Annotated in this window: 22 protein-coding genes and 3 pseudogenes; 10 read left to right on the top strand and 15 right to left on the bottom strand. The window is 60.0% G+C overall.

Features of this window, described 5'->3' with window-relative positions:
• Positions 1–320: flagellin N-terminal helical domain-containing protein (locus tag C8264_RS20215; protein ID WP_483863843.1), on the bottom strand; the 320-nt coding region annotated here is incomplete at its 3' end.
• 720 nt (positions 321–1,040) lie between these two features.
• Here C8264_RS20215 and C8264_RS20210 point away from each other — a divergent pair.
• Positions 1,041–1,529 (top strand): PAS domain-containing protein, encoded by a 489-nt coding sequence (locus C8264_RS20210; protein ID WP_108462792.1) that lies wholly within the window; start codon positions 1,041–1,043, stop codon positions 1,527–1,529.
• A 388-nt stretch (positions 1,530–1,917) separates the two neighbouring features.
• On the opposite strand, the gene C8264_RS20205 is transcribed toward C8264_RS20210, so the two are convergent.
• The 9 genes and pseudogenes from C8264_RS20205 to C8264_RS20165 all read right to left on the bottom strand — a co-directional run bounded on the left by C8264_RS20205 (position 1,918) and on the right by C8264_RS20165 (position 10,003).
• Positions 1,918–2,331 (bottom strand): flagellar biosynthesis repressor FlbT, encoded by a 414-nt coding sequence (locus C8264_RS20205; RefSeq protein WP_108462791.1) that lies wholly within the window; start codon positions 2,329–2,331, stop codon positions 1,918–1,920.
• Positions 2,332–2,980: 649 nt separating this feature from the next.
• A pseudogene (locus C8264_RS20200) lies at positions 2,981–3,468 on the bottom strand (IS3 family transposase); the annotation flags it as partial.
• Positions 3,469–3,618: 150 nt separating this feature from the next.
• Positions 3,619–4,536 carry a PfkB family carbohydrate kinase gene (locus C8264_RS20195; RefSeq protein ID WP_108462790.1) on the bottom strand — a complete coding sequence of 306 codons (918 nt, stop codon included), beginning with the start codon at positions 4,534–4,536 and terminating at the stop codon, positions 3,619–3,621.
• Between the two features lie 46 nt (positions 4,537–4,582).
• On the bottom strand, positions 4,583–5,362 hold the full coding sequence (locus tag C8264_RS20190) for an HpcH/HpaI aldolase family protein (protein ID WP_108462789.1): 780 nt from the start codon (positions 5,360–5,362) through the stop codon (positions 4,583–4,585).
• Positions 5,359–6,234, bottom strand: coding sequence for a dihydrodipicolinate synthase family protein (locus C8264_RS20185; RefSeq protein ID WP_108462788.1), 876 nt, complete (start codon positions 6,232–6,234; stop codon positions 5,359–5,361). Before C8264_RS20185 ends, C8264_RS20190 begins: the two co-directional genes overlap by 4 nt.
• Positions 6,235–6,244: 10 nt before the next feature.
• Positions 6,245–7,753, bottom strand: a complete 1,509-nt coding sequence (locus C8264_RS20180) for a tripartite tricarboxylate transporter permease (RefSeq protein ID WP_108462787.1) — start codon at positions 7,751–7,753, stop codon at positions 6,245–6,247.
• Positions 7,750–8,283: a tripartite tricarboxylate transporter TctB family protein gene (locus C8264_RS20175; RefSeq protein ID WP_162783802.1), complete on the bottom strand. Its 534-nt coding sequence runs from the start codon at positions 8,281–8,283 to the stop codon at positions 7,750–7,752. The genes C8264_RS20180 and C8264_RS20175 overlap by 4 nt, the downstream gene beginning before the upstream one ends.
• A gap of 4 nt (positions 8,284–8,287) precedes the next feature.
• Positions 8,288–9,235: a Bug family tripartite tricarboxylate transporter substrate binding protein gene (locus C8264_RS20170; protein WP_108462785.1), complete on the bottom strand. Its 948-nt coding sequence runs from the start codon at positions 9,233–9,235 to the stop codon at positions 8,288–8,290.
• A gap of 72 nt (positions 9,236–9,307) precedes the next feature.
• The gene (locus C8264_RS20165; RefSeq protein WP_108462784.1) at positions 9,308–10,003 is read right to left on the bottom strand and encodes a GntR family transcriptional regulator; all 696 of its coding nucleotides are present in this window, start codon (positions 10,001–10,003) and stop codon (positions 9,308–9,310) included.
• 621 nt (positions 10,004–10,624) lie between these two features.
• On the opposite strand from C8264_RS20165, the gene C8264_RS22320 reads away from it, so the two are divergent.
• The 6 genes and pseudogenes from C8264_RS22320 (at position 10,625) to C8264_RS20140 (ending at position 16,926) form a co-directional block, all read left to right on the top strand.
• A complete protein-coding gene (locus tag C8264_RS22320; protein ID WP_162783801.1) occupies positions 10,625–10,783 on the top strand; it encodes a hypothetical protein in 159 nt (52 codons plus the stop codon).
• A gap of 688 nt (positions 10,784–11,471) precedes the next feature.
• Positions 11,472–12,221, top strand: coding sequence for a GntR family transcriptional regulator (locus C8264_RS20160; protein ID WP_108462783.1), 750 nt, complete (start codon positions 11,472–11,474; stop codon positions 12,219–12,221).
• Positions 12,222–12,291: 70 nt separating this feature from the next.
• A complete protein-coding gene (locus tag C8264_RS20155; RefSeq protein ID WP_108462782.1) occupies positions 12,292–13,815 on the top strand; it encodes a putative N-acetylmannosamine-6-phosphate 2-epimerase in 1,524 nt (507 codons plus the stop codon).
• Positions 13,816–13,920: 105 nt separating this feature from the next.
• Positions 13,921–15,198, top strand: a complete 1,278-nt coding sequence (locus tag C8264_RS20150; protein WP_245893413.1) for an extracellular solute-binding protein — start codon at positions 13,921–13,923, stop codon at positions 15,196–15,198.
• 65 nt (positions 15,199–15,263) lie between these two features.
• A pseudogene (locus C8264_RS20145) lies at positions 15,264–16,105 on the top strand (carbohydrate ABC transporter permease).
• Positions 16,105–16,926: a carbohydrate ABC transporter permease gene (locus tag C8264_RS20140; RefSeq protein ID WP_108462811.1), complete on the top strand. Its 822-nt coding sequence runs from the start codon at positions 16,105–16,107 to the stop codon at positions 16,924–16,926. Before C8264_RS20145 ends, C8264_RS20140 begins: the two are co-directional and overlap by 1 nt.
• Here the strand turns inward: C8264_RS20140 and C8264_RS22315 are convergent.
• From C8264_RS22315 to C8264_RS20130, 3 genes are read right to left on the bottom strand one after another with little or no spacing between them, the layout of a single operon-like run.
• Complete coding sequence (locus C8264_RS22315) at positions 16,874–17,197, bottom strand: SOS response-associated peptidase family protein (RefSeq protein ID WP_162783800.1); 324 nt, start codon at positions 17,195–17,197, stop codon at positions 16,874–16,876. The two genes, C8264_RS20140 and C8264_RS22315, sit on opposite strands and share 53 nt — an antisense overlap.
• Positions 17,190–17,387 (bottom strand): hypothetical protein, encoded by a 198-nt coding sequence (locus C8264_RS20135; protein WP_162783799.1) that lies wholly within the window; start codon positions 17,385–17,387, stop codon positions 17,190–17,192. The genes C8264_RS22315 and C8264_RS20135 overlap by 8 nt, the downstream gene beginning before the upstream one ends.
• A complete protein-coding gene (locus C8264_RS20130; RefSeq protein WP_108462779.1) occupies positions 17,384–17,665 on the bottom strand; it encodes a hypothetical protein in 282 nt (93 codons plus the stop codon). Before C8264_RS20130 ends, C8264_RS20135 begins: the two co-directional genes overlap by 4 nt.
• 70 nt (positions 17,666–17,735) lie before the next feature.
• On the opposite strand from C8264_RS20130, the gene dtd reads away from it, so the two are divergent.
• On the top strand, positions 17,736–18,176 hold the full coding sequence (gene dtd, locus C8264_RS20125) for a D-aminoacyl-tRNA deacylase (protein ID WP_108462778.1): 441 nt from the start codon (positions 17,736–17,738) through the stop codon (positions 18,174–18,176).
• A 2-nt stretch (positions 18,177–18,178) separates the two neighbouring features.
• On the opposite strand, the gene C8264_RS20120 is transcribed toward dtd, so the two are convergent.
• Positions 18,179–18,526 (bottom strand): response regulator, encoded by a 348-nt coding sequence (locus C8264_RS20120; protein ID WP_108462777.1) that lies wholly within the window; start codon positions 18,524–18,526, stop codon positions 18,179–18,181.
• Positions 18,527–18,679: 153 nt separating this feature from the next.
• Here C8264_RS20120 and ligD point away from each other — a divergent pair, with 153 nt between their 5' ends.
• Together ligD and C8264_RS20110 are read left to right on the top strand one after the other, a co-directional pair.
• The gene (ligD, locus tag C8264_RS20115; RefSeq protein WP_108462776.1) at positions 18,680–20,617 is read left to right on the top strand and encodes a DNA ligase D; all 1,938 of its coding nucleotides are present in this window, start codon (positions 18,680–18,682) and stop codon (positions 20,615–20,617) included.
• An 11-nt stretch (positions 20,618–20,628) separates the two neighbouring features.
• Positions 20,629–20,787: pseudogene (locus tag C8264_RS20110) on the top strand (endonuclease/exonuclease/phosphatase family protein); the annotation flags it as partial.
• 273 nt (positions 20,788–21,060) lie between these two features.
• Here the strand turns inward: C8264_RS20110 and C8264_RS20105 are convergent.
• Positions 21,061–22,116, bottom strand: a complete 1,056-nt coding sequence (locus C8264_RS20105; RefSeq protein ID WP_245893411.1) for a L,D-transpeptidase family protein — start codon at positions 22,114–22,116, stop codon at positions 21,061–21,063.
• Positions 22,117–22,523: the final 407 nt, after the last annotated feature.

The raw sequence follows: 22,523 nt of genomic DNA, 5'->3' as shown, positions 1-22,523 counted from the left end.
TCGGTCTCGAACGATTTGTCCTGACGCGCCTGGCGCAGGGTCGACTGCATCGATTCAAGCGTTTTTGTGATCGCGGTCAGGCCGTTGTTAGCCGCTTCGATGGTCTTGATGCCGTTGGCCATCGAGTCCATCAGATTGTTCAGATCACCAGCGCGGCTGTTTAGCGAAGCGGCGGTGAAGAAATTGGTTGGGTTATCAAGAGCCGAGTTGACCTTGTTACCTGTCGAAAGACGGTCTTGGGTCTTGGCCATCAGCGATGCCGTGTTCTGCAGCGAGCCAAGATTGGAGCGGACGGCTTTGGAAAGATTGATATCAGCCACTGGGTGTTCCTTCTGGAAATTTGCCCCTTCTAGGGATGGTCACAAATACTCCGGGACCTTTTAACAACTCGTGAAATCCATCTCGCTGAATGGATGCAAAGTGTCCGTCACGCAGTGCTCCGGTCCGGCCGAGGTCGGTTCCTTGCTGTTCATCGCGATGACATCGGGATCGGCACCTGCTGCTGGGTTTGACAAGCCCCCGCGTGGCGAACGCGAGGGCAACCTGTCAGCGGAGACGGATAGCCCAGCTGTCCGACGGGCTTGCTGCCGGCCGCCTCTATCCGGCGCGGTTCGGTGCGGCGCCTATGGCGGCTGCGCCCTCCCGGGCGTATGATCGAACGCCATTGTCGAGCATTCCCCAAGAGAGCGATCGGATCGCCCGCCCCGAGGACTGATGTTGCGCCGGCCTGGCCCCCGCCTCAGGCAACGTGCTCCGCCCGGCCGTCGGGGCAAGGCGATTTTCTTCAATCGGGGGGCCATTTAAACCAAGCATTGCGAGACTGCCCTTATGATACGATCAGGAGGTCCCTGAGGGTATGCAGATGGGAACACCGCAGCAGGACACCGTCGCGCGAGCCGATGTCTGGCGCCACGCCACTGATCGCGCCCTGCTGGGCCTTGGGACTGGGACCTTGTCACTGACCTCTGCTTTCATTCGGCAAGCTGTTTTGCCATGCTGGGATATGGGCCCGACGAGCTGTCCAGCACAGCGATCTCTAGCTGGAGCGGCCCCACCCCCATGACCGCGAGCGTGCCCTCCGCAGCGGCGCGCGGCACCTAGCGGGCGAAACCGGCGCGATCGAAACCGAACTGCGCCTGCGGCACAAGGGCGGCCGCTGGATCGGGGTACTGGACCGGAGTGGGATCATCGAACGGGATGCAGAAGGCCGCCCCTGCGGTGACGAATTCGCCTTGGTGCTCGAAATGTGTGACGGGGACCCTGCGGCGGCTGCCGAAGCGGTGCTGCAGGCGGTTCGTGAGGTAGGGCCCGAGAATGCCTGGGGCGGGAAATTGGCGGCTAGCATCGGTGTGGGCCTGGTCGGCGCGTCCGGCATAGCGCCGGCCGATGTTCTGGCCGGGGCGGACGGAGCTTGCTATGCCGCAAAGGCACGGGGCCGCAACCACCGGCAGTTGCAGGCCGAACTGCCCTTGAATCCCGGCATGACCGCAGCGCAGCTTGCCTGCGATCTGGACCAGGGGCAGCACTGAACGGCGGTTTTCCGTTGAGCCAGGAATCGCAGGCCTGGCGGCAGCGCTGGACCGCCACGTTCCCCACCTGGGGATTCGGGGATCTGCGGCGCGGCGAGCGGATAATCCGGCGCACACCCTGAGCGATCCCACACATTCGTTCTTTGTGGCAACACTGGCGCGGGGACGGTGGAGCCGTTACTGGCCCTGGGCATTGAATCCCCTGAAAACAAACGCCCTGACCGATGCGGAGATCGGGCCGGGCAGATGCGGCAGGTCATAAGAGCTGGGCGGGGTGGGATAATGATCGATAACGCGCACTATCGCTGCCGCCGGACTACGCGCCATCCGCCCGCGCTGTTGCGGCAGGGCGCTCCCGTAGCCAGCCGCTTGCTATTTCGTCCGGGCCCTATTTGATGAATCCCTGCGGTTCGTAGCGCACGATATCGGCCCAATTCTCCGCGTTCTCCTCCTCAACCAGCAATTTGCGGGCCGCCTTAAGCGCCTTGAAAAGCTCACCAGAGAGAATGGCCAAGCTGACCGGTGCCAGTTTTTCGGGGGCGAAGCCATTGTCCAGCAACTCGTTGGAGGTTTTGGCAAGCGCTGCCTCATCAGCCTTGCCAGACAGATAATTGTCCTGCAGCGAACAGTAAAAACGACGCAGCGGCGTAGTTGCTGCCGTGGGCCACAAATAGTCCGACTCGCGCAACAATGGCAAATTGCCTTCTATGGCCACTCCGATCGTTCCGTCATTGTCGATTACGAAGCTGCTGGTCCCAAGAAAGATACGTTCACCGGGTTTGACGTTCAGGCGCAGCGGCATGGTCTGGCTTTCCTCGACAACAATCAGACTTCCGGTACTAGCGGGCGTCGCCGGAAAGGCAAAGGCAAACTACAGTGCATGCATTCAATTGATCAGAATGGTGCACCTGACATGCGGCAGGGCGACGGCGACGCTACGACTGAGCGGCAACTGTGATGCACCGGCCAGCGAGATGATCGAGCGGTTCCGAAAAGAAGACGCTTTGGCAGAGGAAATTTGGCCTCGATTAAGAAACTTCGGGTTAGCGCACGAAAAATTTCACCGTGAGGGGTGGATGTCTTCCTGCAGTTATTGGCAGAAAACCCGGCCCTGAACATTGGTGCCCCACCAAGTCGCCTCAGGAAAGTTGAACGTCAGCTCTACTGGAGTACCCTCGCTCATCGCGTAATCTTGAGACCGTTCCACTGCGCAATACGGCCCGCACATTGTAGGTGCCAGGGCCGCCTACGCTTTCCAGAATGACGTTGACATCATAGGCGAAGAAGTCATCGGAAAGGGACAGACCCACCTCTGTCTTGGCGGATATAATCCTACAGGTGGCACTTGCAGCGGGCGCAATGGGGGCGGCAAGCGCCTCTCGGCTAGATCGTGCGGAAATTGAAGAGTTCAGCATTTTGAATAGCCCCGCGTTCTGTAGACACCTTCGGGGTTAGATTTGGTGTCGCCGTTCGAATTCGACGGGTGAGAGCATGCCGTTGCGGACGTGCTTGCGTGTCGGGTTGTAGAACATCTCAATGTAATTGAACACATCCTTGCGAGCTTCGTCCCGCGTTCGATAGGTCCGGCGCCTGATCCTTTCGCGCTTGAGCAGATTGAAGAAGCTTTCGGCCACAGCATTGTCATGGCAGTTGCCGCGCCGGCTCATGGAGTGAACCAGATTGTGGTGCCGCAGGAAGCTGACCCAATCCATGCTGGTGAACTGGGCGCCCTGGTCGGTACCAGCACCGTATTCTGTGGCTTTCGGCGCCAAACCGCCATGTGCAGAGCCTGGAGCACAACTTCGCTGGTTTGCCGGCTTTGCAGTGACCAGCCGATGACGCGGCGCGAGAACAGGTCGATGACCACGGCCAGATAGGCAAAGCCCTCCATGGTCTTGATATAGGTGATGTCGGTCACCCAGGCGGTGTCCGGCGCATGCAGCCGATCGATCCGGTTTTCACCGTCCGGGGTGCCCTGGGTGGATGAGTGGTCTGCCCCCACCGCTCGCAAGCCTCGCTGACGTCTTTGTTTATGTCCCCTGTCGGTCGCAGCCCCCGCCCCGGAGCACCTCTGCGTCAGCCTGCTCTATCAGGCGGCCCCGGGCCCGGCTGCGAGAAGCCGCATAACCTGTTCACGCGAGGGGGAGCCGAGCCGCCCGCCGAAAACCGTGCATTTGACGGCGGCCGCAGCATTGGCGAAGGCAACCGCGTCCGCGACACGGCAACCCTGCGCGATCGCAAGAGTGAAGGCGCCATGGAATACATCGCCGGCAGCCAGGGTATCGACGGCGCGCACCTCAGGAGGGCGCAAATGCATCAGTTGCCCCTCTTCAACCCAAAAGCAGCCCTCAGGACCGTCAGTGACGGCAACGAAGCCATCGAATAACCGGCTCAGTTCCCGCGCCGCATCCCCGGCGTTTGCTGCTCCGGAAACGAGATATGCAGCCGGGGCGGAAAAAACGGTGTGACTGGCCGACCCGGCCAGTGCACGGATGACATCAGGCGGGCCAATGTCGGCATCAAGAACCGCGAACTTGCCGGCCTTGCGGGCGATCGAGAGAACCCTGGCAGCTCCCTCGGGCCATCGGACATCGACCTGGACCGCATCGGCGGCTTGGACGAACACCTCCGGAATCCAAGTCGGGTCATCACCCAGATTCCTGTCATAATAGGGCAGGATCAGCCGCTCCCCGGCGTCGTCGACGATAACAGCACTGATTGGCGTCGGCGCGCCCCGTACACGGCGCACGTACCGGCAATCAACACCTTCAGCCTCGATTTCAGCCAGGAACTGCTCACCCATCATGTCATTGCCAATTCGGGCAATCAGGCAGGCTCTGCCGCCCAACCGCGCCGCCGCAACCGCAGCACTGGTCGCCATGCCATGCGCCGCTTGCACAAATGCCTTCGGCAGGACCTTCCCCGGTCCCTGCGGCAGGGTGTCGACAGCAAAGATCATGTCGACGGTGGCGGCGCCGCAGAACACGATCAGGGGTGCTTCAGCCATTGATGATCCCCGTTGTGAATTGATCCTGCGGCAACGGTGCGCCCCTTTACCGACGGGCGACCGATGCCTGATCCTGCGGAATCCGGTGTGCTTTGGCCATGGCGGCAGCCGATTGTGCAATCAGGTCGGAGTCGTTGGCCGAGATCACGAAATTGACGCCTTGGTCACGCCAGTACCGGGCCTGTTCGGGGCCGGCGCAGTCGATGCCCACAATCCTGCCGGCACTGCGTGCACGCGCGATGACATCAAGGATGGTGCGGTGGAGCCTCTCGGATTGCCCGAAGTTCTTCCGTTCCTCTCCGATGCTCAGCGACAGATCGTTGGGTCCGATATAGATGCCGTCAACGCCGTTCACGGCGAGGATAGCATCCAGATTGGCAAGGCCCTCGGCGGTTTCGATCATGCAGATACAGGTTGCCACCTGATCGCCTTCCGCAGCCTCCGGTACGGAAGGGCGGACATTGCGCCAGATGGGGCCCCAGCTACGGCTGCCTTTTGGCGCGTAACGGCAGCAGTCGGCAGCAAGCCGGGCTTCGGACGCATCGTTGACCAGTGGAACGATCACGGCCTCGGCGCCAAGGTCGAGAGTGCGCATGATCAAGTCAGGTGTTTTCCAGGGCACCCGCACAGCCGCCGCTGAACCGGCCTTGTGCAGGGCATCGAGCAGCGGCCCGAGCTCGGTCATGGTGACGAAGCTGTGCTGCAAATCCACGCAGATGAAGTCGAAGCCGGCGCGACCCATGATCTGGGCGATTTGGGGGTCGGCGAAACCCGTCCACGCACCGTAGCTCACGGAGCCGCTGGCGAACCGTTGTTTAAGGCTCATGCGCCTGCCCCGTATCTGGCGTGAAGCTCCTCGATCAGGGTCATGGCTGCCGCATCTAGCATTCCAACAGCCATGCGGGCATGGCCGGCAGGGATGCCCTGGAGGCGCAGGCCTGCCTTGAGGCGTTCGATGTCCCCAAGCAGACCATCAACGGTTGCGTTAACGTGGCTCTGCATTTCGGCGCGATCCTCCACACCTGCTGCAATAGCCTCAGCCATGGCCACGAACGGTTCGGGATATACCGAAGCGATACCGGAGATAACGCCATTGGCGCCGACTTGGTCGAGGCGCCCTATTTCCCGGTCGGAGCCGGTCAGCACCTGGAAGCCGTCCGGCAGGAGCCTGCGGTATTCACCCACCTTCTCGATGCTCTCTCCCGAAATCTTGACGCCAATGATATTGGGCAGTTTGGCGAGTTGCGCCATCAGTTGCGGCGAGACGGAGATGCCCGTGCGCGCCTCGAAAATGTAGACATAAACTGCCAGGCCGTCGGAAACCTGGGAAATCCGGGCGTAAAACCGGGTCAGCGCCTTGTCGGTGGACGGCAGGAAATACGGGGTGATTGCCGCGATGTGCTTTGCACCCTCAGCCCGAGCCTGATCGATGAGCCGTTCGACCTGGTAGAGGCTAGCCGCCCCGACATGCACCACGACCTGCTTGTCGCCCAGCAGGTCAAGGCTGAGACGGGTGAGGGTCCGACGTTCGTCCTCATTGAGCGAAGGAAATTCGCCGGTGGTTCCGAGCACGAACGCGCCGTGCACCCCCGAAGCAGCGCATTTGCGCAGAATGGCGCTGTTTCCTTCGATCGAAATGGCGCCATTGTCCTCGAAGGCAACCGGAAGCGCGGTCAGGATAATCGGTTTAGTGGGCATTTAATTACTTTCAGGAGGTTGAATGGGCGACTGGGTCGCTTGCCTTGGCCCTGCGGCGCGCCATCAGGGGAGCACTTATGGCGATCACGACGGCGATGACTGCCAAGGCAATCAGGACTGCAGATATGGGTTTGTTGATCAGCCCGGCAGGACCATCGATCAGCAGCGAACGGCGCAGGTTGGATTCTGCGAGCGGGCCCAGGATCAGACCGAGCACGATAGGACCGGCCGGGATGCCGGAGCGTTTCAGGATCACTCCGACGACCCCGAAACACAGCATTACGGTGACAGTGAAGAGATTGTTGGTGGTGGCGTAAGTGCCTACGACGCAGAACACCAGAACGGTTGCCCAGATATAGTGCTTGGGAAGGTCGAGGAGCTTTACCATCATGGGCATGCGTATCAGGTTGATGGCCAGCGTGATGATCGTCGCCAGAACCATGATGGCGGTAATGGTCACCACCAGTTCGGGCTGATTGACGAAAAGGCTCGGACCGGGCTGGATACCCCACACGATCATGGAGCCGATCATTACTGCCATCACCGAATCTCCCGGGATACCCAGCGCCATCGTCGTCGTCAGCGAGCCGCCAAGTGTCGCGCTGGACGCCGTATCGGCCGCGGCAACTCCTTCGATATTCCCCTTGCCGAAGCTCGCCTTGGTTTGGGAGGCAGCCTTGGCGCGATCCCAACCGAGCAGGCCCGCTATATCGCCGCCGGCGCCCGGAATGATGCCAACGACCAGACCGACCATACCCGAGACAAGCGTTGGCTTGGCGATACGCTTGTATTCGCTCTTGGTTGGCCACCAGCGCCCGAGGGCCGAGATGGGTTTGATCTTGTGTTCGCGGTGGGTCAGCAATTGATCGAACAGCTCGGCTATGCCGAACAGGCCGATGATCACCGCAATGAAATCCAGCCCGCCGTTCAGCTCCCGAACGCCGAATGTGAAGCGGGCGTCCCCGGTGATGGGATCCCGTCCGACCGTCGCTATGAACAGCCCGATGACGCCGGCAAGCAGACCCTTGGTGATCGATTTCGAGGAAATCGAGATCATGATGGTCATGGCAAGGATGACCACGGCAAACATCTCGCTGGGACCGAACCTGAGGGCAAGTTGCGCCAGAGGCACCGAGGCACCGGCGAACAGGACCATGCTGGCCATGATCCCGATGGCCGAGACCAGCGCCGACACGATCAACGCCAGACCCGCCTGCCCGTTCTTTGCCATGGGGTAACCGTCAAAGGTCGTGGCAATCGATGCCGGGGTGCCCGGCGTGTTGATCAGGATAGACGGGATCCGGTCGCCGAAATTGGCCGCCACGTAGATGGTCAGGAGAACCGCAAGGCCCTGGACCGGTTCGAGCGTCATGGTGAAGCCGCTGGCGAGCGCTACGGCCATGGTCGCGGTAACGCCGGGAAACATGCCCACCAGCATGCCCACAAGCACTCCGACACCAAGGCACAGCATGACGCTTGGCTCGAACACGGCCAGCATGCCATCGAGCAAGGCGTTCATAGCGGGACCCTCAGCAGATAGTGGAACAGGCCATAGATAAAAGCTGTGGTCACAACGGAATACACGCCGAGCGCCTTCCAGCTGCGCAGGCCGAAAATCCGCAGCAGCACGAGATTGAATACCAGGGTCGGGCCCACATAGCCGAGATGGGACCAGGCGAACACGTAAAGCGCGCTCAAGGCCAGGGCCAGCAGCATACGGGTCCAACCGTCCGGCTCGGCGGCTTCCATCTCCCCGCGCGCGGGGGTTTGACCGAACAGGGACATGGCAACCAGCAACGCCGATAGCGCGCTTGCCAGTACGGACAGCAGCGTCGGCCACCACCTTGGATCGATACCGCCGCCCCCCATGCGCAACGGGATGGCGCGGGACACGAGGAGGGCGGTGACGGAAAGCGCAAGCGCGCTCGCCGCTATGGCGATTTCAAGCCGCCGCGAGGGCCGTGCTGCATAGTCAGGCTCCGCAACGGTTTGCTCCGGCAGCACATCAGCGCTGCCGAAGGGCGAAGCGAGCTTTCCCGGCTCGACCATGATCCTATTCGGCCAGGACTTCGGCGTAGCGGGCGGCCTCGGCATCAACAAAAGCCTTCCACTCGTCTCCGCTCCTGTAGACAGGCAGGATACCGGCAGGGGTGATCGCATCGAGGAAGGTTTGCGAGGACGCGGCCTTCTTGATCGATTCCTCGAGGATCGCCTTGGCGTCGTCCGGAATGCCCGCGGGCCCATAGACGCCGCCCCAGGCGCCAAAAGTCAGATCATAGCCCTGGGCCTTGGCGGTCTGGACGCCGGGGAATTTGGGGTGTTCCTCGTCCGCGAAAATGGCAAGGACCTTGAGCGAGCCATCGGCGAACGCGGTTGCGGTTTCGCCCGCACCGGCGGTTACGGCGTCAACGTGGTTGCCCAGCGCCGCGGCAACGGCCGGTGCGCCGCCGTCGAACGGGACCCCGACCAGCTTGGCTTGCGTCATCCTGGCAAGCGTGAACGTGGTCGCGGCAAACGAGGAAGCGGCGCCGGAATTGGAAACCGACATTTCCTTGGTTTTGCTTGCTTCGATGAATTCGGCCAACGTGTTGTAGGGGCTGTTGGCAGGAACTGCCAGGACCACCGGGCTGTTCATGACCTGGCCCAGATAGGTATAGTCAGCCCGGTCAAAGTCGTAGCCCAGGTGTTCGGCAATGGCGAATTCCACTGGACCGAAGCCGATCGTGTAGCCATCCGCTGGCTGCTCGGCGACGTGGGCGAAAGCCACGGTTCCCGTTGCGCCGGGACGGTTCTCCACGATCACGCTGACGCCCAGATCCTTTTCCATCTCCGCAGCAATGGCTCGCGAGGTGCGGTCCGAGGCGCCGCCCGCGGCGGCCTGGACCACAAAGGTGATGTCCTTGGCCGGAAACCCATCCTGCGCGAAGGCACTGGATGCCAGGGCAACGCCAAGCAGGCCCATGACCGCAACGGATTTTACAATTGAATTGAGGTAGTTCATTCGTCTCTCTCCCGGTGATTGTTGATTGTTTACGCTAGATTTTTTACGCGACGCCCCTCCGAAACCGCGGGACTACTGCTGGGCGATTTGCTGCCGCCTCCTTTGCAGGGCACGCTCCCAGACCTTGACCATTCTGGCCCTTGATCCCTCCAGGTGCCCGGCCAGTTCAGACTCCGCCGCCCCGGCGTCGTTCCCCTTGATCAGTTCAAGCAGTGCGCGGTGTTTGGCGGCACTCGAACCAAGATCCTGATCCAGCGAAATCGTCAGGCGCAGCAGCGTCATCATGATTGGCTCATAGCGCTGCCAGACATCGGCGAGCCGCCGATGGCCCGAAACAAGGCAGATCTGGTTGTGGAAGGCCACGTCGGCCCGCGCGAAGCTGGCCGGGTCGTTGGCCGCGGCCGCACGCTCCATCGCCTCGACATGGGACGTGATCGCCTCATAGCCCTGACGCAGCGGCGCTGTTACCGCAAGCCGGACCGCCAGCCCCTCGATTGCCCCGCGCAAGGAATAGATCTCGTTGATTGCCTCCTCGTCGATGCCCGTCACCACCATCCCAGGCGGGTGGCTTTCGACCAGACCCTCGACTTGCAGAATGCGGATGGCATCGCGAACAGGACCGCGGCTCACTCCGAAATGCTCTGCCAGATCCACCTCGATCAGCCGCTCGCCCCGCAGGAACTCACCGCCCGCGATTGCTTCGCGCAACGCAGCGGCGACCTGGGATCCAAGCCCTTCGCGCTGAATGGTTGTGGCGGGTTTCCTCAACAGGCGTCTCCTCCAAGACCTTCAGACGGTAAACTGTTTACAGTCAACAAGTCAATCGCGGGATGCGGGCACACATGTGAACCGGGCCGTGCCAAGCAGCGGCGAGGGCCACGGAGCCCGCTGACCCTGACCGCCTTCATGTGCGGGGACTTTTAAGGTGCGATATAGGGGCGGACCCGTGCGCAGTCCCCTTGAGGAGGGAAGTTGGGGAACCGCCGTGCTCTCCATCCGCCGGTGCAATCGGGCCCTCGCCGATGGTACCCCCATCGTCGCTCTCATCCGCTGCGGCCCAGAGCGGGGCGAACCCTCAGCTTAGATCGGCAAGCGCCTCCGCACTGGTGTTCTCAACCGAGAAGACATGAGATCACGCCTCGGACCTGGAGATGTACTCAGCGGCTCAACCGCGCACCGCGATCATCTTGACCGGGCTCCCTCTCGACACTGGTCGCTGTTGGGTCGTCAGGCGCGAAGGTGGTGCTGCCCTCGTTGTTGGGACTGGCCGTGGAACCGAATGTCACCCTGCCGGTGGCGACTGCGCTATCCTGAACTTCCGCGAGGTTGATGACACGCAAAGGTTGCGCCGCATCACCTTCCAGTGGGGTATAGAGGTGATTGGTTTAAATGATCAGACTAGCCGGCCAATCTGATCGCAATCTCAAATGGCAGCGGCAGTCATACGCCGTCTCTTCTTGGGAGCCGGTTGTCTATCAGGATCTTTCGACAGAAGCGAAACCACTCGAGCCCGACGAGCGACCTGCCGTCGAGAGCTACGATGCCTAGGAGCTGATGTTCAAGAGGCATTTTGAAGCGGCCAAGCTGGAACCAGCCTGGACCGCTCCGGTGACCGATGAGCAGCCATTGTAGGCGTCCCTGGCTTGCAGTGCGCCATCACCAGAGCACTCAAGCAATCGCGTCTGCCCCAGGTGCGCCGCGATCGCTGCCCGATAGCGATGTGCCATGAGCCGAGCCGAGGTCGTCTTCCGCCTTGGGTCTGGCCTGGGGCGAAGCGAGCCGTCGTCTGCCCGAGAGTGGGCGGGAATGATCGATAACGGCATCTATCGCCGCCTCGGATCGGTACCAAATGATCGGGCATGCGGTGGCAGAGGCGCAGAGTTGGCGGGATCTGGCTCCCAAGGCCGCACTCCAGGCATTTGGCAAAAACTCCCTTGCTTCGAGCAATCCTCGATAGGGGTGTTTCCAGCGAACCCAAGCTTTGTAGCCCGCAATCGTTCCGCCGGGCCACTCACAAAAGGCCGGCAGTCGATGCGAAGTTCATCACGCGAAAGAGCTTCATGTAGATCGGCTTCTGATTGATGGCGCAGTTTGAGCCGCTTCAGGAGTGCCACACCGAAGTACTTCACGACACACCCAAGCGGCGAACTGCCTGTCGACAACAATACCAGTTCAAATCCAGTGGAAAAAGTGCGACATGTGACGCTCGGGTTGGGACGCGCACGGGATGGATGGAATGACCAGTGAAGGGCTGCTCAAGCAACTCAGCGCCGATATTGCGGCAAGTGACCCGAACGTACCGCTGTTCAAGCGACTAAAAAGCGGGATCGAATCTGCGATTCTGCGGAAAGATCTTAGACCAGGCGCCGTACTGCCTGGTGAGCGTACGTTATCTGAAGCGCTTTCACTCTCTCGTGTCACCGTTCGCAAAGCCATGGAGCTGCTGGTTGAAGAGGGCCTGGTCCATCGGCGGCATGGAGCTCGCACCGAGGTTGGCTCTCGCGTAGAGAAATCCTTGTCAACGCTCACGAGCTTCTCGGAGGATATGAGCTCGAGAGGATTAAGTCCCGGATGCAAATGGATTTCTAAGCAGATCACTCGTCCTTCCCCTGCCGAAATGATGGCACTTGGAATTTCCGCCGACAGTCAAGTTGTCCGCATGAAACGTATTCGCACCGCCGACGGCATTCCGATGGCGCTCGAGACGTCGGCTGTTCCTACCAAGTTCATAGCGTCCCCCGATCTCATCGGCGACTCCCTCTACCTGACGCTGGAAAAATTGGGCGCTATGCCTCAGAGGGCTATTCAGCGAATGCGATCGCGGGCAGCCTCCCCCAGCGATGCACAATATCTCAACTGTGTGCCTGGACTGCCCCTACTGGTGATGGAACGTCGCTGCTTTCTGGCTGACGAGCAGATCGTCGAGTTCACAGAGTCTCGCTACAAAGGAGACGCATACGACTTCGTCTTTGAACTAAGGCGATAATACCAGCAATAAACTGGTTGTAATCTGGTATGCTCCGGGTATCGTCCTCACTCGAGACGAGGAGTGAGCAGTGCAGCGCGACATTCTCAAGGACGCATTGATTGTTTCCTGCCAGCCAGTGCCGGATGGTCCTATGGACAACGCCGAAATGGTGGTGGGCTTTGCACTTGCCGCACTAGCATCAGGCGCCAGCGCTTTGCGCATCGAGTCACTGCCGTATTTGATGGCGGTGCGGAGCGCCACCACAGCGCCGATCGTGGGGATCATAAAGCGAGATCTCCAGGATAGTCCTGTCCGAATCACGCCCTTCATCGAAGATGCAGTAGCGCTGGCTGAGGCTGGAGCCGACATAGTTGCATTCGACGCTACCGACCGCGTCCGACCGGTGCCCGTTGTTGATCTGGTGAGGGCTGTCAAAGCCAAAGGCAAACTCACCATGGCCGACTGCTCCTGTCTTGAGGATGCTCGAAGTGCTCTAGCAGCTGGCGTTGATTTCGTCGGCACCACATTGTCTGGATACGTGGGCGGCCCGGAGCCAACAGACCCAGACCTCTCCCTCATTTCCGAGATGCGTCGTCTGACACCCCATGTAATCGCGGAAGGTCGCATCCGATCAACCGAACAGGCTGCGGCCGCTGCGCGGGCTGGCGCCTACTCCGTGGTGGTAGGATCTGCCATCACTCGTACCGAGCACGCGACGTCCTGGTTCAAGGCTGCTGTAACTTCCGGGTTCTCGGAGCGTCAGAACGCAAACAAGCCACTGTTGGCCATCGACATCGGCGGGACGAAGATCATGGCCGCGATTGTGGAAGGGGCCACGGTCAGCGAAGAAATCACCCTATCCACCAATCGCGACGCGGGGCCTAGCAATTGGATTGCTGAGGTTGTGGAGAACACGAGCGGGTGGCGTGATCGCGTTACCGGCGTTGGCATCGCCGTGACGGGTATGATCAACGATGGCATGTGGTCAGCGTTAAACAAGGCCACTTTGGACCTACCCGAGGATTACCCGCTCGTGGACAAACTGGGTGCGGCTTTCGAGTTGCCGGTGTTTGCCGCGAACGACGCTCAGGCGGCGGCGTGGGGTGAACATCGGTTCGGCGCCGGCCGAGGCGAAAATATAGCCTTCCTGACCGTTTCAACCGGAGTAGGTGGTGGGCTGGTGATCAACGGCAAACCGCTTCTGGGTGTTGCTGGGCATTTCGGGTTGCTGCTGTCGCCAGCCAACGGCGATGGGCCGCTTGAAAACCGGGTTTCGGGTCGATGGATCGCTGGTGAAGCCCTGAAGGCAGGATACGCTGTTGAAGCGCCTGATGTCTTCACGGCAGCTGCACGCGGTGAAGCTTGGGCCGAGGCAATCGTCGACCAATCAGCGATGCGGGTGGCACTGCTCTGCCGCGATATCCAGCTGATGTTTGATCCGGCAATGATCGTCATCGGCGGTGGCATCGGGCTAGCTCAAGGATATCTCGACAGAGTGCGGCAGAAAATACCGGCTGAGCCGGCCCGCCTCAAACCTGAAATCGTGGCAGCCGAACTCGGCCGCCATGCTGGAGTGATCGGCGTGGCTGATCTCACTCGTCTGCAAAACTGAGCCGAGCAGGCGGCGAGGGGCCGCCCGGCATAGAGGGATAAGGGAAGTGAAATGAGAAAACTTGCAAGACTAACCGTTTCAGTTGCAGCGCTCCTCGCCGCAACGATGTCGCTCAGTGGCGCGGCACAGGCCGCCGTAACGGTACTTGGCTGGCCAGGTGGTTCGGAAGAGACGGCTCTTCGTGCGACCGCCGATGCTTACAACGCCCAAGAGGGTGTTGCAGAGGAAGACAAGGTCGAGCTGTTGTTCTTCAACCGCGAAGGCTTTTACGACAAGCTCCAGGCGGACATGGCCGCAGGTTCTGACGCCTTCGACATCAACCTGCTCGCGACCTACACGATCGGCCGCTACGCGCCCTACATGGAGCCTATCGACCTGGGCGAAGCTGCTACAACTACGTTTGGCGAATCCATCCTCTCGACCATGCAGTTCGAAGGTCAGCAATATGGGGTGCCGACCGATCTGTCCGCTCACTTCATGTACTTTCGGAAGGACTTGATTGACGCGCTTCTGGCCGACGACGCTGCAAAGGCGAAGTTCACGGAAATAGCGCAGGAACATCTCGGCAAAGCACTTGAACCAAAGGACCCGGATAGCTGGACTTGGGATGACTGGGCAGCCACTGCGCTCTATTTCACCCAGTCCATCAATCCTGATAGCCCCGTGCGGTACGGCACGGTGCTGCAGCTGAAAAATCTACTCTTCAATATGATGGTCTTCCAGTCGCTCCCTCGCTCCTATGGCGCAGATTGGCAGGACGAGACTGGTAATATCACGGTGGATTCGGAGGCTTATCGCACCGGCCTCGAGCTCTACAAGACGCTCTATGATGCAGGTGCGAGCCCACGCGACAGCTTGAGCTATGAATACCCTGAAACCAATGCGGCATTCGGTGCCGGTCAAGCAGCTACAGCCCTGCAATGGAATGCTGCCGCGGGCGAACTAACCGATCCGGAAGTGTCTCCTGCGGTTGCGGACGTTGTGGGTATTGTTGCGCCTCCAGCTGGCCCGGAGGCTCGGGCTGACCACATCCACGGTCTTGGTCTCGGTCTGAACAAGAACGCGAAGAACAAGGAAGGTGCCCTGAAGTTCCTGCAGTGGCTCGCCACTGAAGAAGCTGCGCTCACCTATGCCCGTGCCGGCGGTTCCCCTGCCCTGGCCCCTGAAGTGGTCGCCAAACTCGCTGAGGAACGCCCCGATCTCGTTCAGCTTGGTGAGTTTGCCAGTGCATACGGCTACGTCATGAATGGTGGCACGTCCGAGAACGCTTTCCCGGTCTATGAATTGCAGGCAAGGGAATTCACCGCCTACTGGTCTGGCCAGCAGGATCTCGACACCACCCTCGCCAACACCAAGGCAGGCATGGAAGAACTGCTTAAATAGCGACCCGGTCATCTCTGTGGGCTCGGCAGGTGTCGCCGTCGAGCCCAAAACAAATCTGAGGCAAAATGGAACGGATGCGCAGCCACGAATGGGCGATCCTCACCACACCCTTGGTGGGCTTTCTCCTCCTGTTCCTGGGGTTTCCCGCTTTGGTGAACCTCATTTATTCGGTTTCCGAAGTCCGCTTTGAAACTCTGCGCAGTCCGACGCTTTCTGGCTTTGGTAACTATTGGGCCGTGCTTACTGACGGCGTTTTCTGGCGTTCCGGTTGGTTTTCACTCCGGTTCGGCGTGATTACCGCGGTGGCCGAATGTTTGATCGGTTTGTTTCTAGCAATATTTCTTGCACCGCTCTTCAAGAAGCGTTCGTGGCTGATTGCTCTGATCATGCTGCCGTTGATGGTGGCGCCCGCCATGATCGGCTTGATGTATCGCCTGGTGCTCCACGAATTTGTCGGACCCATTCCGTTTTATCTTTACCAGTGGTTCAAGCTGACCCCCGCCTTCCTCGACGTTGGCACAGCATTCTGGACATTGACCGTCGTAGAGACCCTGCAGTGGACGCCCTTTGCGTTTCTGCTGTTTCACATGGCGTACCAGGCAATACCTGAGGACGTCCGAGACGCTGCCCTTATTGATGGGGCAACGCCATGGCAGATTCTTACGCGTATCGAGCTACCGGCTTCATTCGATTCATCGATGGATTCAGGGTGTTCGACAACGTTTACACCCTTACCGGCAGCGGAGCCGGCGGTTCCACGATGTCACTCTCAATCTATGTGTATGAAGCGTTCTTCAAACAGGGGGCAATCGGCAAGGCGGTAGCTGCGTCCGTTGTGCTGTTTATCGTTTCGTTTGCTGTTCTTTGGTCCCTCACCTGGATAGCATCCCGCAGGAGGGAGTCTTGATAGTAAGAGCACTGCGGTGGATTGTGTTGCTCGTGGCGATCTTCGCCATGAACTTCCCTGTCCTGGTCACCCTGGTTACCTCGTTCAAGAGTGCACGAGAGCTGTCGGTCAATCCTGGCTTCTGGATCAATGCGCCGACGCTCGAGAACTACGTTCGGGTTCTGCAGGTCAGCGACCGGCTAAACATCTTCGCCTACCTGGCAAACAGCTTTGCCGCAGCAATCATCGGAACTGGGCTAGCGATCGTCCTCGCCTTCCCGGCCGCATACGCTGTTGCCCGGGGAAACTTCGGACGCAGGACAATGATGCCCATCATCATCAACCTGCGTGCGGTGCCACTCATTATCTTTGCCATTCCACTGTACATGATGTTTCAGTGGCTAAACCTGCTTGATACGCAGCTAGGCCTGGGTCTGATCCTGACCATCGTGAACTTACCGCTGGCGCTTGTCATCCTGGTTAACGCGATCTCCGACGTCCCGATCGAACTGGACGAAGCGGCCAAGATTGATGGTGCCACCACTTTGCAGATAATGCTTCGAGTGATACGACCAGTAGTGCGGCCCGCTCTGGTGACGACCTTTATCTTTGGTTTCATCACCGCCTGGAACGAATTCCTCTTCGGATTGATGCTGACCACAAACAAGGCCGTGCCGATGACGGTGGGGGCTTCCTTCTTCTTCTCGGCCAGCGGCGGCGGCATTCAATGGGGAATGGCGTCTGCGGTGATGATTGTGGGCGCCCTTCCACCAATGTTGCTCGGCCTCGTCATGTACCGACAGATATCAGGATCAATGACAACCGGCGCGGTGAAAGGCTGAAGCCTCCTGCTGCAACTAGCAGGGGCCGGCACGCCACGGGTATCTGCGAAGCTAGCGTGGCGAGGTAAAGCGCTCGCTGGCCGGAGGGTAGACCCCAGCGCATCTTCGTCAGCTGCCGCATGCCACCAAAATTGCGCACGACGGGCGCCATGTAGTCGGGGAAGATGCCGGTCTGCGGCTCGAGATTACCCACGGTTTCCGCAACCGCCATGGCCTTGGTGAAGTCCAGGATCGCCTGCCGGTTGCTGGTATGGGAATAAAGATTACACATCCGAAACCCCTCCGCCTTTGGAGCGAAGCTCGATCAAGATCGCTTCGAGATCGCTTTCGATCTCATCGGCATGCTCGGCGGCCCGTTGGTGGGCTGGCAGGCGCCGCAGACCAGCAAGACGCTGCTCCAGTTGCTTGATCTGCGCCCGGCGGTCCCGGGTCACCGGATTGATCTCAGGCACCCGGCTCAATTGGCGGCCACCTTGTCGCGGGCAATGGCAAGGTCGATCTGCTCTTCGAGTTCCTCGAAGACCGCCCGGATCAGAACTTCCCGTTCCCTATCAGATGTTCCAGCTGCAGCGGGAAGTTTGACGGTGAGGCTCTCAAGCACATGATCGCTGCGCAGCGAGAAGCCGCAGCGGAACTCGATAAAGCCGTGCTCACTCCAGAGATCGACCACCAGGGTTTCGAGGTACGTCACGTACCTCACTGAGAGTTCATCGCTGAGCCGATCAACCAGTGCCTTCATCTTCACCCTTGCCCCACTCCGCAAATCTACGCACATAACCAGCCTGACACCAAGTCATGACGGAGCTGCGATGCGCGCCCTTGTTCAACGTGTCGCCACAGCTTCGGTCGTGGTGGATGATGAAGTGGTCGGCCAGATCGAACACGGCTATCTGGTGCTGGTCTGTGCCATGCAGGGTGATACCGAGGCAGTCGCCGACTGGCTGGCGCAGAAGGTGGTCAAGCTTCGGGTGCTCAAGGACGGAGACGGGCGGATGAACCGCTCCGTGCTGGATGTCGGCGGCTCGGCATTGATTGTGAGCCAGTTCACCCTGGCGGCAGAGACCAGGGGCAATCGTCCTGGTTTCTCACGAGCGGCACTGCCCGAACAGGGACGGCTTCTCTATGAGAGGTTCGCCGAAACAATGTCGAACCTCGGCGTTCCGGTGGTCACGGGCATCTTTGGCGCGGACATGAAGGTCTCATTGGTCAATGATGGGCCGGTGACGATCTGGCTCGACACCGACACCTGAGATCAAGCCGATATTCGGGCGATGGCCGTGCCCACAGCAATGCCGTCCACCGGCTCGAGGACCCTGTCGCGCCCTCCGCAGAACCGGGGAAGACCGTGGATGTCAGAGGAGGTTATGATCACGGGCACGTCCTGGAGATCGCACTCCTCCAGCACCACTTCGCAGGTTTCCGAGCCGAGATGCGTATCGACAAAAGCGATGTCGGGCCGTTCCCGCCAGATCAGTTCCAGCGCCGCCGAGCAGTCGGGAGCAGGTCCCAACACGGTGTGGCCCCTTCCCTCCAGGACACGTTTGAGCTGCTCGCCGTGGTGAAGCTCATCTTCTACGATCAGGATCTTGGACGGGATCATACGGTCTCCGGTTGTGTTCAGTTCTTGAACGAATGTGCTGCCCTCAATGCCGACCGGGCTATCAGGTTGCCCGTCCGGCTAGGGGTTCGAGATTCGTGAGTCGGAACTGATTGATCGGTGCCGACTTGAGTCGCCGATGCACTCGAGTCCTCAATGCCGGCCCTAGAGACCGCACCTGGCCCAAAGCGGCAGCGCCGCAGGGACTCAGAATCTACCCCGCGCTACCCCCTCCCCGCATTCCGTCCATTTCAGCTTTGCACGCTCACCCAAAGCATCCCGACGGGCGACAATTGGCTGTTCGAGATGAAGTACGACGGCTATCGGGCTCAGATCGCCATCTCGGGATCAGAGGTGAAGGTCTACACCCGAAACGGGCATGACTGGACCGACCAGTTCAAGGCAATCCTGGAGCCACTACGCGTCCTCACCAAGGGATCAGTGTTGTTGGACGGTGAGATCGTGGCGATCGACAATGCAGGACGTACCAATTTCAGCATGCTCAGGTCCGGCATAGCGGCCGGCATTCCGCTAAAGTTCTATGCCTTCGATATGCTGGAAAAGGATGGCGATGATCTGGCGGGACGCTCGCTATCGGAGCGCAAGGCTCTGCTCGAGAGGCTGCTCGGCGAGCGAAGCGCCGAGGATAGCCTGCAGTACTCACGCCACGTCGTTGGTGATGGCAAGGCCATGTTCGAGGCGATGTGTGCCGGCGGGCAGGAAGGCATCATCGCCAAGAAGGCCGACGGGCGCTACATCGGCGATCGCACCGCCGGCTGGCTCAAGATCAAGTGCACCAGGCGTCAGGAGTTCGTCATCGGAGGGTGGCGTCCGAGCGATACCGGCAAAGGCATGGCCTCACTGATCCTGGGCACTTTCGAGAAGGGCAAGTTCGTATACCGTGGCCGGGTGGGTACGGGCTTCACCGCGGCCATGCGCGACAAGATCCTCAAGCAGATGGAAGTTCTGCGCGTTCAAAAGCCCCTGTTTGCCGATGTTCCGCGTGATATTGCCCGGAAAGCCCACTGGGTGCGCCCTGAACTGGTGGCTGAAGTCAGCTATGCCGAGATTACCCCAGATGGCTCACTGCGGCACGCCAGCTTCCAGGGGTTGCGGGCAGACAAGCGCGTCGATCAGGTCGTGCTGGAGCGGCCGCTTGAGGACACGGGCACTATAGACCTGGATCCGGCAATGGGGGTCGAGATCGCTGCGGCGGTGGGTGTAAAACTCTCCCATCCCGAGAAGCTGATGTACCCAGACACAAAAATCACCAAGGCGCACCTGGTCGCCTATTATGCCGCGGTGGCCGATCGAATGCTGCCGCACATCAAGGATCGGCCGCTTTCCCTGGTGCGCGATACCGATAATGATCTGTCCAGGACCTTCTTTCAGAAGCACCAACTTCCGGGCATGCCGAAGACGCTCAAGGCGGGCGAGTTGCAGAAGATGTCGGGCAAGACCAGCCGCATCCTGTGGATCGAAGACCTCTCCGGCCTGATCGGCGGGGTGCAGATGAACACGCTGGAGTTTCACGTCTGGGGGAGCGAGCGTCATGAGCCCGACCTCCCAGAGCGCATGGTGTTCGATATCGATCCCGATGAGGGGCTCGGCTTCGAGCACGTCAAGCAGGCCGCTTTTGATATCCGCGACATCCTGGGTGCCCTGGGCTTGAGGTCATGGCCGCTGGTGTCGGGCGGCAAAGGGGTACACGTCGTGGTGCCGCTCCTGCCAGAGGCCGATTGGGACGAGGTTAAAACCTTCTGCCAGAATTTTGCAGAACTGCTGGCGCGAACCGATCCACACCGGTTTGTCGCCAACATGAGCAAGGCCAGGCGGCAGGGCAGGATGTTTATCGACTATCTGCGCAATGGCCAGGGTTCCACGGCGATCTGTCCCTGGTCCACTCGGGCCCGCACCGGCGGCACCGTTGCCGTGCCGGTGACCTGGGAAGAGCTCGGCGAGCTCGACCGTGCCAACAGCTTTGACGTGTTCGCTGCGGCCAAACGGGCCTACGGGCCCGATGCATGGGACGGCTATTTCGAGACCGATCAAGTCCTGAGCCAGCGCATTCAGCAGGTCATCAGAAACCACTGAGGGCTTCGACAATGAAGGTCGCCACTTACAACGTCAACGGCGTCAATTGCCGGCTTCCTGTGCTTCTGCGGTGGCTGGAGGAAGCTCAACCCGACGTGGTTTGTCTGCAGGAGCTCAAGGCACCCGACGAGCGGTTTCCCCATTTGGCCATCGAACAGGCTGGCTACGGCAACGGGGGAAGGAAACTGTCGGCTTCTCGGCAGATAGATCAGGAAACGGACCTGGTCCCTGTGGTGTAAATAGGAATCGAGCGGCTTCGGTAACTGCTCTGGTGGGACGACCCCCCGGTCGAGTCGATCAGGTTCCGAGATGTCCGGCAACAGTGTCGAGCTAATCAAGGTACCGATACCGGAGGCCCTGCTGCAGCGCAGAACGTTGGCCTCAGCGAGCGACGGGTCGAGAGCGCTAATGCCGGTGTTGTATGTTAGGGTCAGAAACCCCGCTCATACAAACTCAACGGTGGCTCCCTTCGAGAGCATACTGCCGAGTTCCTGTGCATCCCAGTTCGTCAGGCGAACGCACCCGTAAGATCCGGTTTTGTCGATCTGTGAGGGTTCAGGCGTACCGTGGATGCCGTAGGTAGGTTTGGAAAGGGCAATCCACATGCTTCCCACCGGCCCATTCGGTCCAGGTGGAATGGTCAGAACCTCGGTGTTTTCGCCCTGCTGGAAGTTAACCTTCGGATTATAGGTGTAGTTGGGCATTGGCGCGACAACCTCCACCGTATAGCTGCCGCTTGGCGAGGGTGTGTCTTCACTGCCTATCGTTGCCGGGTATGTGGCTATCAGGATCCCCTGATCATCATAGGCGCGTACCTGGCGGAGTGCTTTGTCTGCCTCTATCCTTTGGACCTCGCCCGTACTATCCGGCCCCGTGATGGCTACCGCAATCGTCTCGCCGGGTTCAAAGGCAGCATTCGGGTTAAGGGCGATGAGAAGATCAACGTCCATATGAAAGCGCTCGGCCAGGGCTTCTTCGACGCTGCCGTAGCCGAGAAAGTCCAGTTGCGCCTTTTCAGCATAATCTTCCGGCGTTGGCCCGGTGACATCCTCCAGATCGGTTGCTGCAATCACGTACTTGTCGATCACCGGCTGACCCAGTTCGATAACGGCCAGTAAGCCATCATCGACAATGCCGGTAACGGGCAATCCCGCCATGGCCTGCACACCCATGACGGCCTTGCGCAGGTTCTCCCCATCGAAGCCATCGATGACCCCTGGTGATGCGCCTTGCTGATCCAAAAGGATCTGCAAGCGGGCAATGGCGGGATCTAGCCTTAAGCGACCATCTGTTGTCCCCTCATCCGGGGAAGTCGGAATCTGCGGTGCAATGATATATTGCCGTTGAGGTGCAGCAAACCGGTCGCCGAGATCGGCTTCATTGATGGCTGCTGCACTCATGGCATGCTCAATCGCCAGCTGCTCCTGAGCAAAGACCGGTGGGCCTGCGATCGCAAGTACAGGCGCGGAGAAGAACGACATCAGTGTCAGCGTACGCATATGAACCTCTTGTTGTTCCACCAATGGCGTGGACCACAGGAAGTTGCCGCCGGTGTTCGCAGCTCGATGCTCATCACGGCATTGTATGGCTTTCGTCCTGAGAACAGGTATCAATTTGAGAACCCCCGCCTCAGGGGGACTTCGACCTATTGAACGCACCCTTGTTCTGTGACGTAGCAGGAACTGCCGGACTGGCTGATGCAGGAGCTATCGCGGCAGGGTCTGCAGGCGCCGTCGTCGCAGCTGGAGCAGCAGGCGTCGCGGTGGTGACATTCACGATCCGGTCCCCTCGATTGTTCATGAAGACGATCACGAGAAGCGCGTATCTACTGGCGGTCCTCAGGCAAATCTTCCACGATAACAACACCCAGAACTGGATGAGGTGTGCGACAAGGTCGGCGGAAAGC

It is taken from the genome of Devosia naphthalenivorans, assembly GCF_003056355.1.
Taxonomy (GTDB): domain Bacteria; phylum Pseudomonadota; class Alphaproteobacteria; order Rhizobiales; family Devosiaceae; genus Devosia; species Devosia naphthalenivorans.
Note: the sequence above shows the minus strand (reverse complement) of the source record. Positions and strands in the feature narration are given on the sequence as shown.